General features: G+C 64.6%; 12 protein-coding genes and 1 tRNA gene. 7 read left to right on the top strand and 6 right to left on the bottom strand.

Annotated features, from left to right (window positions below):
- Positions 1-50 precede the first annotated feature (50 nt).
- The 3 genes from BUA26_RS05585 to BUA26_RS05575 form a co-directional block, all read right to left on the bottom strand.
- On the bottom strand, positions 51-1,868 hold the full coding sequence (locus BUA26_RS05585; protein WP_072758585.1) for an SLC13 family permease: 1,818 nt from the start codon (positions 1,866-1,868) through the stop codon (positions 51-53).
- Positions 1,869-2,104: 236 nt separating this feature from the next.
- Positions 2,105-2,836 carry a tRNA (guanosine(46)-N7)-methyltransferase TrmB gene (gene trmB / locus BUA26_RS05580; RefSeq protein WP_072758583.1) on the bottom strand — a complete coding sequence of 244 codons (732 nt, stop codon included), beginning with the start codon at positions 2,834-2,836 and terminating at the stop codon, positions 2,105-2,107.
- A 107-nt stretch (positions 2,837-2,943) separates the two neighbouring features.
- Complete coding sequence (locus tag BUA26_RS05575; RefSeq protein ID WP_072758582.1) at positions 2,944-5,304, bottom strand: FecR family protein; 2,361 nt, start codon at positions 5,302-5,304, stop codon at positions 2,944-2,946.
- Between the two features lie 290 nt (positions 5,305-5,594).
- Between BUA26_RS05575 and BUA26_RS05570 the strand changes: the two genes are divergently transcribed.
- The 5 genes from BUA26_RS05570 to BUA26_RS05550 all read left to right on the top strand — a co-directional run bounded on the left by BUA26_RS05570 (position 5,595) and on the right by BUA26_RS05550 (position 9,358).
- Positions 5,595-5,668: transfer RNA gene (locus BUA26_RS05570), tRNA-Gly, on the top strand.
- A 38-nt stretch (positions 5,669-5,706) separates the two neighbouring features.
- The gene (locus BUA26_RS05565; protein WP_072758580.1) at positions 5,707-6,174 is read left to right on the top strand and encodes an ATP-dependent zinc protease family protein; all 468 of its coding nucleotides are present in this window, start codon (positions 5,707-5,709) and stop codon (positions 6,172-6,174) included.
- A gap of 10 nt (positions 6,175-6,184) precedes the next feature.
- Complete coding sequence (rimK, locus tag BUA26_RS05560) at positions 6,185-7,105, top strand: 30S ribosomal protein S6--L-glutamate ligase (protein WP_072758578.1); 921 nt, start codon at positions 6,185-6,187, stop codon at positions 7,103-7,105.
- A 302-nt stretch (positions 7,106-7,407) separates the two neighbouring features.
- The gene (locus BUA26_RS05555) at positions 7,408-8,094 is read left to right on the top strand and encodes a response regulator transcription factor (RefSeq protein ID WP_007809337.1); all 687 of its coding nucleotides are present in this window, start codon (positions 7,408-7,410) and stop codon (positions 8,092-8,094) included.
- Positions 8,078-9,358, top strand: coding sequence for a sensor histidine kinase (locus tag BUA26_RS05550; RefSeq protein WP_072758576.1), 1,281 nt, complete (start codon positions 8,078-8,080; stop codon positions 9,356-9,358). Before BUA26_RS05555 ends, BUA26_RS05550 begins: the two co-directional genes overlap by 17 nt.
- Before the next feature lie 149 nt (positions 9,359-9,507).
- Here BUA26_RS05550 and BUA26_RS05545 read toward each other — a convergent pair whose 3' ends face one another.
- The 3 genes from BUA26_RS05545 to metF form a co-directional block, all read right to left on the bottom strand.
- Positions 9,508-10,425, bottom strand: coding sequence for a branched-chain amino acid transaminase (locus BUA26_RS05545; RefSeq protein ID WP_072758574.1), 918 nt, complete (start codon positions 10,423-10,425; stop codon positions 9,508-9,510).
- 77 nt (positions 10,426-10,502) lie between these two features.
- Positions 10,503-11,102 (bottom strand): DUF4124 domain-containing protein, encoded by a 600-nt coding sequence (locus BUA26_RS05540; protein ID WP_072758572.1) that lies wholly within the window; start codon positions 11,100-11,102, stop codon positions 10,503-10,505.
- Positions 11,103-11,127: 25 nt separating this feature from the next.
- A complete protein-coding gene (gene metF / locus BUA26_RS05535) occupies positions 11,128-11,952 on the bottom strand; it encodes a methylenetetrahydrofolate reductase [NAD(P)H] (RefSeq protein ID WP_072758570.1) in 825 nt (274 codons plus the stop codon).
- A gap of 148 nt (positions 11,953-12,100) precedes the next feature.
- Between metF and BUA26_RS05530 the strand changes: the two genes are divergently transcribed.
- Together BUA26_RS05530 and ccoN are read left to right on the top strand one after the other, a co-directional pair.
- A complete protein-coding gene (locus BUA26_RS05530; protein ID WP_072758568.1) occupies positions 12,101-13,066 on the top strand; it encodes a glutathione S-transferase family protein in 966 nt (321 codons plus the stop codon).
- Between the two features lie 314 nt (positions 13,067-13,380).
- Complete coding sequence (ccoN, locus tag BUA26_RS05525) at positions 13,381-14,814, top strand: cytochrome-c oxidase, cbb3-type subunit I (RefSeq protein WP_072758566.1); 1,434 nt, start codon at positions 13,381-13,383, stop codon at positions 14,812-14,814.
- The last annotated feature ends 1 nt before the right edge of the window (position 14,815 follow it).

Raw genomic sequence — 14,815 nt, 5'->3', positions numbered from 1 at the left:
GCTCGGACGCCAAGCCCTTGACCGCGAGCCGCACCGCGTCGCCTACCGGATCAATGGAACATCAGGTTGATCGCAATCAGCGTGACCACGAGTACCAGCACGGTGAGCGGCGCGCCGACACGCAGGAAATCCTTGCCCCTGTAGCCGCCGGGACCGGTGATCATCATCAGCGCCGGATGGCCGGAGCTGAGCAGGAAAGTGTTGGATGAGGACACCGCGACGATCAGCGCATAGGCCGACGGATTGCCACCGGTGGCGACGGCGACGCTGATCGCGATCGGCACCATCATCACGGTGGCGCCGACGTTCGACATCACCTGCGAGAACAGCAAAGTGAGGATGGCCAGGCAAGCCTGCAACACCCATGGCGATGCGCCACCCAGATGCTGCAACACAACCTGCGCGATCCATGCAGCCGTGCCGGTGGCGTCCATCGACCAGCCCAGCGGAATGAGGCACGCGGTCACGAAGATCGTCTTCCAGTTGATCGCCCTATACGCCTCGTCCATGTTCAGCACGCCGGACAGCAACATGCCGATCGCGCCAGTCATCATCGCCACCGACAGGTCGAGGTTGGTGAACAGCGCCAGACACTTCGCCAGCACGAAGAAGCCCACCGCCTGCCAGATCTTGCCCGGGCGCTGCTCTTCCTTCGGAATGTCGGTGACGACGACCAGGTCCTTGTCTTCCGAGGCCAGCGCCAGATCGCGCCAGTTGCTGTGCAGCACCACGGTGTCGCCGGCGCGCAGGTTGACGCCGCGCACGTCGTCGCGAAATACCTGATCGCCACGGTTCACCGCCAATACCGAGATGCCGAAGCGTTTGCGCAGGCGCAGCTCGCCGACGGTGTGTTTGATAAAGCGCGACACCGGCGGGATCACCACTTCAGAAATGCCGGCGCGGGTCGGATTGAACAGCTCGCCGAGCTGGCGCATGCGGGTCGACAACCGGCACAGCTGGTTGTTGGCGAACTGGGTCAGTTGATCGCGCGGGCCGAGCACGCCCAGTACCGAACCGACCCAGATCACGTGATCGGCCGGTGGCGCCATGCGCGCGTCGTTGCCGCTCTTGATCGCCAGGATCAGCGGGGCGCCGTGCAATTGCTCGACCTCGCCGATGCTCATGCCGACCAGCGGGCTTTCCGCGGTGACGGTAAGTTCGGCGGTCTCGCCGCCGATGCCGTAGGTTTCGGCGAAGTAGCTCTCGGTGCGTCCGGGCGTCACCTTGAGCCGTTCGTCCTCGTGGCCGGGCAGCAGCTTGCGGCCGAAGAAGTAGAAATACGCGACGCCAAGCAGGGCCAGCGCCAGGCCGATGGGGGTGACGCTGAACAGGCCGAACTTCGGGATCGTGTGCGCGCCCGGCGGCAGGTTCACGTTGGCGCTGGCGATCAGGTCGTTCAGCACGATCAGCGGCGAGTTCGCGATCAGTGTGGTGTTGGTGGCGGTGAGAATGCAGAACGCCATCGGCAGCAGCAGTCGCGACAGCGGCACGCCGGTGCGCGCGGACAACCGGCTGCTGACCGGGATCATCAGCGCCGCCAGCGCCTGGCTGGGAATCACCGCACTGAACAGACTGGCGACCAGGTTGATCACCACGCCGAGGCGCGACTCCACGCCGCGCGCCATGCGCATCACGAAACGCGCGGTGAGATTGAGCACACCGGCGCGGTCGAGTCCCTCGCCCATGATCATTATCGCCATGATCGCGATCACCGCGTTGCCGGCGAAACCGTTGAACACGCGATCGGACGGAATCAGCCCGGTCAACCCGATCACCACCACCACCAGCAGCGCGACCATGTCGGCGCGGATCCACTCCAGCACCAGCATCAGCATGGTGAAGCCCACCAGCCCGAGTACCAGGACCATTTCGGGAGTGAGCGAAAGTCCCACTAGCGGACGTCCCCGATGGGTAGCGGGCTGCGGCGGATACGGCGGGGCAGTGGAAGCTTCACGCTGCGTCGATTCGTCCCTGGATGAGTAGCGGGAGTATAAGCGGGCTGATGCGACGACTGGTGAACCGAAGGCCAAGGGCGAAGGCTAAGGGCGCGCCATCGTGATCCCGCACCGGAGGGATTCCCTCGAAGTCGTCCCGAGCCTGCCCTTCAAACCCTCCGATACAACAAATCCCATACGCCGTGTCCCAGCTTCAATCCGCGCCGCTCGAAGTGCGTCTCGATCCGCCACTCGGGTTTCTCGGCGTACTGGCCTGGGCCGAGCTGGTTGCGCCAGGCGGGTGCGGCTTCCATCACTTCGAGCATGTGCTCGGCATAGGCCTGCCAGTCGGTGGCCAGATGCAGCAAGCCATCCGGCGCCATGCGTGAGGCGAGCAGGGCGACGAACTCGGGCTGGATCAGCCGGCGCTTGTTGTGACGTTTCTTGTGCCACGGGTCGGGAAACCAGATGCGCGCCTCGGCGAGGGTGCCCGGTGCGATCTCGTGTTCCAGCACTTCGACGGCGTCATGCTTGTACAGCCGAACGTTGCCGGCATCGCGTGCGGCCAGTGCGTTCATCAGCCGGCCGACACCTGGGCCGTGCACCTCGACGCCGAGGAAGTCGCGTGCCAGATCGTGCTCGCTGGCCCATGCCAGCGCCTCGCCGTTGCCGAAACCGATCTCCAGCACCAGCGGCGCATGGCGGCCGAAGGTCGCGGCGAAATCGTGCGGGGTACCGCGATAAGAGATGCCGAAGCGCGACCACAGCGTGTCGAACGCGCGCTGCTGTGCCGGTGTCATGCGGCCCTCGCGCAGTACGAAGCTGCGGATGCGGCGCATGTATTCCGGTGTGGAGTCCTCGCGGTTGGAGTTATCGGCGTCGGGGTTATCGGTTTTAGGCATGCGCCATTGTAGCGACTGGCATCGAGAGTGCCGATGCCAGCCGTTGCTCCTCGCCCCGACGTCCCACCGGAAACTAGGGGGGAAGTCGGAGCGAGGGCTGTCACGCCTTAGTGCTGTTCGGTGTCGTCTTTCGGCCGATGCGGATTTTTTTGTTGCGGCGGCGGCCGTGACTCGGTGCGTTGCGGCTCGGTGCGTTGCGGATGCGGCGCTTCGGCGCGAGGCGGCGGCTCGTAACGCGGCTGTTGTTGCGGCGGCGGCTGGAAGGCCGGACGCCGCGGCGGCTCATTGCGGGCCGGCTCGGGCATCGGCTGCGGCCGTTCGCGAACGTAGCTGCGCGGGGCCGGCTCGGCACGGGCGGGCTCGGGGCGCTGGAAGCGGGGCTCCTCGCTGTTGCGCATCGGTGCAGTTGGCGTCGGCAAGTCCTGCTGCCGCATCGTGCGGTTGGACTGGTAGCGCTGGCTGCGTTCGTCGCTGGCCGGTACCGGTACGTTCCGGTTGCCCGGGTTCTGGTCGGCACGCTCGATCTGCGGCACCTGCGGCAGCGGCGAATTGTTGCGGGAACCGGGACGAGGCTGGTTTTCACCGGCACCGGAGATATAGCTGACGCCCGGTCGCGGCATCGGTTCGCGTTGATCCACGTTGTCGCGGCCGCGTGGATGGGCGAAACGAGCCGATGGCAGTCCAGCGTCGCCGCGCACTTCGGGGCGGTTGTTGTCGCGTGCCACCGGCGGCGTATCCGCCGCAGTGACGCGGCTGGTGGCCGGAGGCTGCTGCGGCGTACCGGGAGAGTGGCGCACAACGTCGCTGCCGACGCGGCCGTTATCCCGATCACTGTTCAGGCGATCGGCCGGGGCGGGGCGGGCGCCGCGATCGCGGTTATCGCCCGCATTCAACACGCGGACATTGGATGCGGGCATACCCACGCCGGTTCGGGGCGACTCGACCAGACGGCTGTTGCGTCCGGGCCCCCGTGCGTCCGCGGCGTCCTGCGTCACCATCGGCGGGGCGTGGCGCGCCACTACTTCGCGATTGAATCCGCCAGCCGGCAGGCCGCGTGCATGCGCGCTGAGTGCGGGCCTTGTCTCGGCGACGGGACGCAGCTGGCTGGCTCCGCGTGAAAGCACCGGCGCTGCGGCCAGCTGACGCGGGTCGACCTTCACCAGATTGCGCTGCACATGGCTGCCACCGGCGAACGTATTGCCCGGCACGGCGGTGAAGCCGCGTGGCGCCTCGCGGTTGGCATAGTGCCCGTCACGCACCGACTGACCGCTGCGGTAGTTGTTGTACGAATTGTTGATGTTGTTGATGATCGTGGTCTGGTTGTAGGTGTTGTGCACGTTGATGTTGGTGACATTGACGCGGGTGTAGTAGTTGCGGCTGGCGCGGTACCACGGGTTGTAGACCTCGCCCGGGCCCAGCGGGAACCAGCCCACGGGACCGCTGCTGATGCCGACCGACCAGCCGCCGCCACCGACAAAGGCGACCAGCGCCGGTGCATAGATCGGACGCACTTCGGGCGGCCCCGGAATCCAGCCCCAGCCGCGATGCGTATAGGCCCAGCGGCCGTAGTGGTAGGGCGCGAAACCCCACGGCGAATCGTCGACCCAGGTCCAGCCCCACGGCGCGATGTACGCCCAGTGGCCGTCACGGTAAGGTGCCCAGTCGACGGCGACCTGAGTGGGATACCACACTTCGCCGTAGTCGCTGGTGGTCTGCCAGTCGCCGTACTGATCCAGATCCTGATAGCCGACCACGTCGTCGGAAACGTATTGCCGGCTACGCGACTGCACATAGCGGCGGTCGCGCCCGCTTACCCACGAGTCGAACGCATCGCGGCCATCGATGTCGCTGATCGTCACGTCGGCGAGGCCGGAATCGGCGAAGCGGTAGCTGCGGCCGGGATTGATCGTGCGCTGCGCGTTGTTCTCGCCATACACGGTGGCGCCGCCGTCGAACGCAGTGACCTGGGTGCTGCCGCCGTTGCCGTCGATGTCCACGCGGAAGCTGCCGGGCTGATCGACTACCAGCGCCACCGTCGGCGTGTCGATCTCGTAACTCTGGCCCTGATCCAGATGACGCACCGTGAGGTTGAGCGTGCCCTGGGTCAGTTCGATCTGCGCCAGTTGGTCATTCAGATTGAGCAGGCCGAAGTCGGTCTGGCCGTCCATGCGCAAGCTGCCGCCGCCGAGTTCCAGTTCGGCGCGGGACCCCCGGCTGGTAGAAAGTCGGTCGCCGGTGGTCAGCGGGCGGTTGAGGCTGGCGTCGCTCCAATCCTTTGCACCCGCCGGCAAGAAACCGAGATCGCCGGAGATGTACGACAAACGGGCCACCCGGCTCGGCGGATCGGCGCTGTCGTTGTCCGCGGCGGACTGCGCCTGCACCAGAGCGGTGGCCGCGCACAGCAACAAGATCGCCGGCAGTCGCCAGCCGAAGCGTGATGGAGTGAGAAATTTGGCGAGCACACGCATGTGACGTTCCCCCAAAGGTGGACGCGATAAGAGTGGACGCGATATGTCATCGCGCGGTGAGTCCGTTCGATCCAATTATGGGCACATCGAAAATTAGTCCGATCTTAGTTTTGCTGATCGTGCCACCAGCGATTCAGCTGGCCGCCATCTGTGATTCATGCAGCGTTGGGGCTGCTGCTGCGTCCTGCTCTCCCTAGGCGTATCCGAACAATGGCCTATTCGCATGGCAAAACACCGCTTCGCCCGACTTTCCAACGGCGCATGTCACGCGTTACCATCCGCCGGCCAACGCGGGTGTAGCTCAATGGTAGAGCTGTAGCTTCCCAAGCTACTGACGAGGGTTCGATTCCCTTCACCCGCTCCACTCCCCCGCTCCAGCGATCCGAGCTATCCCGAAACCCTATGGCGGATCTGATCACCGCGGGCCTGATTACATTGGGCTGGCGCGAGCGGCTGGCGTTGCCGCAGTTGGGCATCGGCCTGCTCAAGGCCAAGCTGGACACCGGTGCGCGCAGCAGTTCGCTGCACGTCGATACCCTCGAAGAGTTCCAGCGCGACGGCGCGATCTGGCTGCGTTTCACGATGCACGTTGGCCGACGCCAGACGACGCACATATGCTGCGAGGCACCGGCGCTGGATCGGCGTGCGGTGACCGATACCGGTGGCCGGCGTACCGAGCGCTGGTTCATCCGCAGCGAGGTGAGGCTGGCCGGGCAGCATTTCAGTGTCGACATCAACCTGACCGACCGCCGGCATATGCTGTTTCCGATGTTGCTGGGTCGCAGCGCCCTGGACGGGCGTTTCGCGGTCGATCCGGCGCGTTCCTATACCCAGCCACGGCCGTTGCCGGCTGCTTCGGACATCCCATGACGGCCTTACTATGAAAATCGCCATCCTGTCGCGCAATACCCGCCTCTATTCGACCAAGCGGCTGGTCGAGGCTGCGCGCGAGCGCGGCCACGTCGTTCGGGTGCTTGATCCGCTGCGCTGCTACGTGCGCATCGCGCCGGGTGCGGTGGCAATCCGTTACAAGGGCAAGGAAGTGCGCGACATCGATGCGGTGATTCCACGCATCGGCACCACCAGCACGTTCTACGGTACCGCCGTGCTGCGCCAGTTGGAGATGATGGGCGTATACACGCCGAACCCGTCCGATGCGGTGCTGCGTGCGCGGGACAAGTTGCGCTGCCTGCAGATCCTCGCCGCGCAAGGCATCGATATGCCGATCACGGTGTTCGGCGACAATCCGGATGACACCGCCGACGTGCTGGCACTGCTGGGTGATCCGCCGCACGTGATCAAGCTCAACGAAGGCAGCCAGGGCACCGGCGTGGTGTTGGCCGAGAAACGCAGCGCCTCGCAGAGCGTGATCGAGGCATTCCGCGGGCTGTACGCCAACTTCCTGGTGCAGGAGTTCATCGCCGAGGCGAAGGGCAGCGACCTGCGCTGTTTCGTGGTCGGCAAGAAAGTGGTGGCGGCGATGCAGCGCGACGCCAGCCCGGGCGAATTCCGCGCCAACTTGCACCGCGGCGGCAGTGCGATAGCGGCAACCTTGAGCGCTGAAGAAAAGCGCATCGCCGTGCGTGCGGCCGGCGCACTCGGCCTGGGTATCGCCGGGGTGGATCTGTTGCGCTCCAATCGTGGTCCGCTGTTGTTGGAAGTGAATGCCTCGCCTGGCCTGGAAGGTATCGAGGCGGCGACTGGTGTCGATGTGGCGGGAGCAATCATGGACCTGCTGCAGGCGCAGTCAGGCGACACGCAGGCCGAGACGCGGCCCCGGCGCAAGCCGGCGCGTGCTTGAGTGGCGGCCTTTAACGGCCAGGTGAGTGCGGGTTAACCACACCGTAACCAGCGACCCCCTATAAAGCGGACACTGTTTTTTGCGTGGCACGCTGGCCGTTGTGGCCCGGTGACGAGCAGATGATGGTATCGGGGCAGTAGCTTGGGCCCAGGTGGGCGACGGCGAGTCGTGCATCTGGGCCTTTTTCTTGCCGGTAGCATGGTGCGTTCAGTTTCGTATCGCGATCGGCGCACTTCGTTCACGCAAGCTTGTTAAGCTTGCATCCTCAGCCGGCCCGTGCGTCGGCTGCGCAGGAGTGACACATGCGCGTTCTGGTGATCGAAGACAACAGCGATATCGCGACCAACATCGGCGATTATCTGGAAGACCGCGGCAACGTGGTCGATTTTGCGGGCGACGGCGTAACCGGCCTGCATCTGGCGGTGGTGCACGATTTCGACGTGATCGTGCTGGATCTCACACTGCCTGGGATGGACGGCCTGGAAGTGGCCCGCAAGCTGCGCCACGAGGCGCACAAGCAGACCCCGATCCTGATGCTGACCGCGCGCGATGCGCTGGAGCAGAAACTGACCGGCTTCGAATCCGGTGCCGACGACTACATGACCAAGCCCTTCGCGCTGCAGGAGCTTGCCGCGCGGCTGGAAGTGCTGGCGCGTCGCGGCAAGGGTCCGCAGAGCCGCGTGCTGAAGGTGGCCGACCTCACTTTCAATCTCGACACGCTGACGGTGAACCGCGAAGGCAAGTCGATCCAGCTGAACCCGATCGGCCTGAAACTGCTGCAGGCGCTGATGGAAGCGAGCCCGTCGGTGGTCACCCGGCAGGATCTGGAACAGAAAGTATGGGGTGAGGAATTGCCCGACAGCGATTCGCTGCGCGTGCATATCCACGGCCTGCGTGCGGCCATCGACAAACCATTCGAGAAGCCGCTGATTCATACGCGGCACGGCATTGGCTATCGGATGGTCGAGCCGGATGCAGTCCAGGCGTAAGCTTCGCTTTCGATTGATCGTCTCCTTCGCGTTGTTCGGCTTCGGCCTCAGCGCGTTGTTTGCCGTGGCCGCGCTCAACATTCGCGCCAAAGTCGAAAGCCAGCTGGTTACCGCATCCTTGCAGCAGGATGTGGATCAGGCTGTAGAGAAAGTGCACAAGGATCCCACCAAGCCGGCGGGTTCCGACCTCATCGAGGCCTGGATGCGCAGCGATCGCACGCTCTACAACATGCCGCTTTCCTGGCAGGCGCTCGACAGCGGCGTGCACGATATTTATGAGGCGGGAGCAGACGGTTCGAGGCACCACTACAAGCTTGCCGTGCGCAAGAAGTACGGACTGATCGGATTCATCCGCTACGACGTCACCCGCGATGAACTAGGCAAACAGCAGCTGTTGTTCAGTGTGATCGGTGCGGTTTTCCTGTTCGGTCTGCTCTCCTTGGTGCTGGGATTGTGGTTATCGCGCAAGGTGCTCAAGCCGGTCAGCGAGCTGGCCAATCGTCTGCGCGAATTTCGCAAGATCGGCAAGGCCGAGCCGCTGGCACCGCACTTCGCCGACGACGAAGTGGGTGAACTGGCGCGTGCACTGGACGAATATTCGGCGCGGCTCACCGCCATGGTCGAGCGCGATCGCGAGTTCAATTCCGATGTCAGCCATGAATTGCGCACGCCGCTGGCGGTGATCGCCAGCACCACCGAGCTACTGCAGGGATCACCCGATCTCACCGAGAAACTGAGCGAGCGGCTGAAGCGCATCGAGCGCGCCTCCCGGCAGGCCACCGAACTGATCGAGGCGTTGCTGCTGTTGTCGCGCGCCGAACGACGCGGCCCGACCCGTGGCGAAATCACCGAGGTCGGGAAGGTCGCTGCCGATGTGATCGAGAGTCAGCGCCCGCAGGTGCGCGGCAAATCGTTGACTATCGAGCTGATCGTTGACGAGACCGTCAACGTCAACGCGCCGGCCTCGGTGTTGTCGGTAGCGCTGACCAATCTGATCGGCAACGCGATCAAGTACACGCTCGAAGGCAGCGTACAGGTCGAAGTGGGCGCCGGCGGCATCGAGGTGATCGACACCGGCCCCGGGATCAAGCCGGAAGATGCCGAGCGTTTGTTCCAGCGCGGCGTTCGTGGCGAGGGCGCCGGCGGCAGCGGTGCCGGCCTTGGCCTGGCGATCGTGCGCAGGCTATGCGAGTTGTACGGCTGGGATGTCTCGATGCGCCCCCGCGCCGACGCCAACGGCGCGATCGCCAGCATCAAGTTCTAGCGGCAGAAGTGAGCGCATGCTTGGTGTCGAGTCAATCTGCCGACACGAAAACGCCCCGCATGACGGGGCGTTTTTTTCGTTGAGCGGGTTGCGCGCGAGCTGGCCTATCTCTCTTTTCTCACTTCCCGCTCCACCACTCACTCCTGTAGTCACACCTGCTCCAGCCAGCCCCACTTGTCATGGGTGCGGCCGTCGAACAGGCCGAAGAACAGCTCTTGCAGACGCAAGGTGACGCGGCCGGCCTTGCCGGTACCGACCTGCTTGCCGTCGACCGAACGGATCGGGGTGATCTCGGCCGCGGTACCGCACATCAGCAGCTCGTCCGCCAGATACAGGTATTCGCGCGGGATGTCTCGTTCGACCACGTCGATACCATCTTCGCGGGCCAGCGTCTTCAGCGTGTCGCGGGTGATACCGGCCAGGATCGAGGCGCTCGCCGGGGTGGTATGCAGCACACCGTCGAACACCAGGAACAGATTCTCGCCCGCGCCTTCGCTGAGCAGGCCGCTGGACGCCAGCGCGATGCCTTCGCCGAAACCGAGGCGGCGCGCTTCGCGCGCGATCAGCTGACCGGACAGGTAATTGCCGCCGGCCTTGGCGCCAGCGGGGATGGTGTTCGGCGCGAAGCGCTGCCAGCTCGACACGCAGGCGTCGATACCGTTCTGCAGCGCCTCCGGTCCGAGGTACGGACCCATTGGCCACGCCGCCACCGCGACGTCGATCGGGGTTTCGGCGGACAGGCCGAAACCGCCCAGGCCCCGATACGCGACCGGGCGCAGATAGGCTGCGCCGAGCTCGTTCTTCTTGATTACCGCACGGCAGGCCGCAGCCAGCTCGTCAGCGGAATGCGGCAACACCATGTCGTAGATCTTGGCCGACTGGTACAGCCGGTTCAGATGGTCGGTAAGCCGGAAGATTGCCGCTCCGTCCGGCGTGGCATAGCTGCGGATACCCTCGAATACCGACGAGCCGTAATGCAGCGCGTGCGACATCACATGCGTGGTTGCTTCGGCCCAGGGCTTGATGCTGCCGTTCTGCCAGATCCACTCAGGGTATTGCTGAGCCATGTCGTTTCTCCAAGGGTGACCGCCCATGATAGCTGCTGCGCGTCTACCAGGCGTCAACTCGCCTCAGTCGGCCCGCATCAATCGGCGTTGCGCAGCCACAGGCAACCGGCACGGCTGACGACGTTGAAACGCAATTCGCGCGGGCTTCCGCTGCCATCGTTGCCTGCAGTATGCAACACCAGTTGGGCGTTGGCTGTCGGCGGGTCGGGCGGAATACCGGGAGGAGGGAATGAGGCCGTACCGCTGGTGGCGACCGCTGCGGCCGGTGGCCCGTTGCCAGGCGCCGGATCACCTGGCGTGTCTACGTCCAGCAACGGCTGCTTCATCAACTCGTCCAGCGAGCGGATATCCGCAATCGCCGCGCCACGACCGTAGCCGCTCCACAGCATCAGGCCGGCCATGCGATTCGCATCATGGCTGGCAAACGCGTCGATCACGCTCTGGCGCAGCGCGCCCAGGCTGGCCGCGCAGAGGGTCGGCGGTGCCGTCGCAGGCGGGATGTCGTTGGCGGGCGTGGCAGCGGGGCTGACCGGGGTGGCCTGCAGCGCGGCACACGGCTGGTCGGTGAACACCGCACTGCCGTTCGTGCCGATGCAGCGATGGATCTCCGTCTGCGCCCGCACCGGAACGGCCCAGGCGAGCAGGATGAGGCACAGCAAGACAGCAGACTGACGCATCACGCCAGCATACCCGTCCACTGGCTCAGGCAAGTTGCTGCAATACGGACTGCGTCGCCTTGGCGCGATTCAACGTATAGAAGTGCAGGCCGGGGGCGCCGCCCTCGAGCAGGCGCCGGCACAGCTGCGCCACCACTTCGGCACCCAGCGCGCGCACCGACTCGGCGTCGTCGCCGTGCGCCTGCATGCGTTTGGCGATCCAGCGTGGAATCTCCGCGCCGCACATGTCCGAGAAACGCTTCAGCTGGCTGTAGTTCGCGATCGGCATGATGCCCGGCACGATCGGCACGTTCACGCCCAGCTTGCGCACGTCGTCGACAAAGCGGAAGTACGCGTCGGGGTTGAAGAAATACTGGGTGATCGCGCCGTTCGCACCAGCGTCGATCTTCGCCTTGAAATGCTGCAGGTCGCGCAGCGCATCGTCGGCCTGCGGATGGGTTTCCGGATACGCCGCCACCTCGATATGGAAGTGATCGCCGCAGTGCTCGCGGATGAAGCCCACCAGCTCGGCGGCGTAACGGAAGTCGCCTGCCGTGGCCATGCCCGAGGGCATGTCGCCACGCAGCGCGACGATGCGCCGGTAGCCGGCCGCGCGGTAGTCATCCAGCAGAGCACCCAGTTCGGCGCGGGTGCCGCCTACGCAGGACAAGTGCGGCGCCACGTTGAGGCCGTGCTGTGCATGCAACCGCGCCACCGTCTCGCCGGTGTAGCTCAGCGTCGAGCCGCCGGCGCCGAAGGTGACCGAGGCGTATTCCGGCTGGTACGCCTTCAATACCTGGGCAGCGCGATCGAGTTGTGAACGCTGCTCGTCAGTCTTGGGCGGGAAGAACTCGAAGCTGATGGCCGGCATGGCGGAGGTTCCGGATGGACGATGCGGACAAGTATATATCTCTATCTCGCGATGAAGCGATATATAGATGCGAACCCGGCGTATGCCGTATTGGCTTGCGGCACCGGTGCGGTGGCCCCATTGCTATGGCTCGACAAGGAGAGTGCTCATGATCGAGCTGTACAAGCTGCACTGGTCGCACTACGTGGAAAAGGTGCGCTGGGCGCTGGATTTCAAACAGCTGGACTGGCGCGGCATCGACATAGTCGCGTTCACCAAGAAGGAGATGCAGCGCTTCGATTGCGCGCAGACGGTGCCGCTGATCCACGACACCATCACCGGTGTGGCGATCAGCGATTCCTCGCCGATCATCCGTTATCTCGACGAGACCTACCCGGAGCACCCGCTGCTGCCCGCCGACCCGGCCGAGCGCGAAGCGGTATGGCAGTGGATGCTGCGGCTCGATTCCTCACTGGGGCTGCACGCACGGCGATTGGGCTACACGCAGGTGATCATGGAATGCCCGCACGTCCTGTCGCAGCTGTTCATGCCAAACGTTGCTGGCGGCGTGTTTACCCGACGAGGTTGGCGTGTGCTGGCCGCGCCGGTGCTCGGTGCGATGCTGTCGTTGCGCTTCGGCTTCCATCGCAACCGCGGGGACGGTGTGTACGAGGCGCTGGAGGCGCAGCTGATCCCGATCGCCGCGCAGCTCGAGCGCGAGGGTTTTCTGGTCGGCAACCGTTTCAGCGCGGCGGACATCACACTGGCGTCGCTGCTGCGGCCGTTGCGGATCGTGCCGCACTTCGCCCAACACCCGCGATTGCAGTCGCTGTTCGCGTGGCAGACTCAGCTGTTCCGTATCCATGATCGCGATGCGGCGTTTCCGTATGAAACGCTGATCCGGACGCAGCGCGAGCGTCGCGGCAGCATGCGCGGCCGGGTGCGCTGGATGCACCCGAGCACAGAACGGGCACCCGTGGCTGGCGAGTCGCCCGCGTTGCAGGTCGCGCAAAACGATATCCATTCGGTGAATCGCTGGATGCTGCTGCTGGGTTTGCCGGCCTACCTCAAATTGCGTTGGTTCAGCGGTGTGGGTCGTGTGCCCTACGTGCCGGCGGCGTTTCTCGCCGGGTAACGCTTTGCTACGTCCATTGGAGAAGGGTGGATTACTGCGCTGCGCGCGAAATGAAGAAGGGCGCATCACTACGCCCATCTTGGGGATGTTTCTCTGGATCTCGGCCCGCTCCTTGGTCACCAGGTCGTTGACATTGATTGCAGGGATCAGCGATTTCGCCTCGGAGACGCCTTCCAGACCTTGACCACGGTGTGGTCCGGTGCCCTGCGACAAGCTGTCCGGCCGGCGATCGCCAGAGTTTTTGATCGGCATCAAGTTGGCCGGGTCCCGCATCGCTGACCATCTGCCCATTCCGAGTCTCAGGAGTGGGCCCAGTGGGGAATTACAACGACAAGGTCGTGCGGCAATTCGCCGTGATGACCGTGGTATGGGGCGTGGTCGGCATGCTGGTCGGCGTGCTGATCGCAGCGCAGCTTTATTGGCCTGCGCTGAACTTCAACGTGCCCTGGCTCAGCTTCGGGCGGCTGCGGCCGCTGCATACCAACGCGGTGATCTTCGCGTTCGGCGGCAGCGCGCTGTTCGCCACCAGTCTCTACACCGTGCAACGCACCTGCCATGTCCGGCTACTGTCGGACCGGCTTGCTTCGTTCGTGTTCTGGGGTTGGCAGTTGATCATCGTGGCGGCCGCGATCAGCTTGCCGCTGGGCTATACCCAGGGCAAGGAGTACGCCGAACTGGAATGGCCGATCGACATCGCCATCGCGATCGTCTGGGTGGCATACGCGGTGCTGTTCTTCGGCACCATCGTCAAGCGCACGGTGAAGCACATTTACGTCGCCAACTGGTTCTACGGCGCGTACATCATCACCATCACGCTGCTGCACGTCGTCAACAACCTGGCGATTCCCGCCGGCGGGATGAAGTCCTACTCCGTCTACTCCGGCTCGGTCGACGCGATGGTGCAGTGGTGGTACGGCCACAACGCGGTCGGCTTCTTCCTGACCACGGCCTTCCTGGGCATGATGTATTACTTCGTGCCCAAGCAGGCCGGCCGGCCGATCTACTCCTACCGGCTGTCGATCGTGCACTTCTGGGCACTGATCGCGGTGTACATGTGGGCCGGCCCGCACCACTTGATGTACACGGCGCTGCCGGACTGGGCGCAGTCGCTCGGCATGGTGTTCTCGCTGATTCTGCTGGCGCCGTCATGGGGTGGTGCGATCAACGGCATCCTCACCTTGTCGGGTGTCTGGTACAAGCTGCGCACCGACCCGATCCTGAAGTTCCTCATCGTCTCGCTCTCGTTCTACATGATGAGCACGTTCGAGGGGCCGATGATGTCGATCAAAACGGTCAACTCACTAAGCCACTACACGGACTGGACCATCGGCCACGTGCACTCCGGCGCACTGGGCTGGGTGGCGATGATCTCAATCGGCTCGATCTACGCCATGCTGCCGCGGCTGCTCAACCTGCCGCAGATGTACTCGGTGAAGCTGATCGACACGCACTTCTGGATGCACACGATCGGCGTGGTGGTCTACATCGTCGCGATGTGGATCGCGGGTGTGATGCAGGGCCTGATGTGGCGTGCCACCGACCCGGACAACGGCACCCTGGTGTACTCGTTCGTCGAGGCGCTCAACGCGACCAAGCCCTACTACCTGTTCCGCCTCGGCGGCGGCCTGATCGTGCTCGGCGGCATGTTCGTGATGGCCTGGAACGTGTTCAAGACTTACCAGCTGGCCGCCAGCGCCGTCACCGCGCAACCGGTGCTGCCGCCGGATGTCGCGGACGCACGGGCCTGAG

The sequence above is a fragment of the Rhodanobacter sp. OK091 genome (genome assembly GCF_900142825.1).
GTDB lineage: Bacteria > Pseudomonadota > Gammaproteobacteria > Xanthomonadales > Rhodanobacteraceae > Rhodanobacter.
The sequence above is the reverse complement of the archived record's forward strand: the minus strand, read 5'-3'. Positions and strand labels throughout refer to the sequence as shown.

Bases quoted from the DNA above. Each gene is read 5' to 3' on its own strand.
- BUA26_RS05585 (WP_072758585.1), bottom strand. From the start codon at position 1,868: ATGGTCCTGGTACTCGGGCTGGTGGGCTTCACCATGCTGATGCTGGTG.
- trmB (WP_072758583.1), bottom strand. From the start codon at position 2,836: ATGCCTAAAACCGATAACCCCGACGCCGATAACTCCAACCGCGAGGAC.
- BUA26_RS05575 (WP_072758582.1), bottom strand. From the start codon at position 5,304: ATGCGTGTGCTCGCCAAATTTCTCACTCCATCACGCTTCGGCTGGCGA.
- BUA26_RS05565 (WP_072758580.1), top strand. From the start codon at position 5,707: ATGGCGGATCTGATCACCGCGGGCCTGATTACATTGGGCTGGCGCGAG.
- rimK (WP_072758578.1), top strand. From the start codon at position 6,185: ATGAAAATCGCCATCCTGTCGCGCAATACCCGCCTCTATTCGACCAAG.
- BUA26_RS05555 (WP_007809337.1), top strand. From the start codon at position 7,408: ATGCGCGTTCTGGTGATCGAAGACAACAGCGATATCGCGACCAACATC.
- BUA26_RS05550 (WP_072758576.1), top strand. From the start codon at position 8,078: ATGCAGTCCAGGCGTAAGCTTCGCTTTCGATTGATCGTCTCCTTCGCG.
- BUA26_RS05545 (WP_072758574.1), bottom strand. From the start codon at position 10,425: ATGGCTCAGCAATACCCTGAGTGGATCTGGCAGAACGGCAGCATCAAG.
- BUA26_RS05540 (WP_072758572.1), bottom strand. From the start codon at position 11,102: ATGCGTCAGTCTGCTGTCTTGCTGTGCCTCATCCTGCTCGCCTGGGCC.
- metF (WP_072758570.1), bottom strand. From the start codon at position 11,952: ATGCCGGCCATCAGCTTCGAGTTCTTCCCGCCCAAGACTGACGAGCAG.
- BUA26_RS05530 (WP_072758568.1), top strand. From the start codon at position 12,101: ATGATCGAGCTGTACAAGCTGCACTGGTCGCACTACGTGGAAAAGGTG.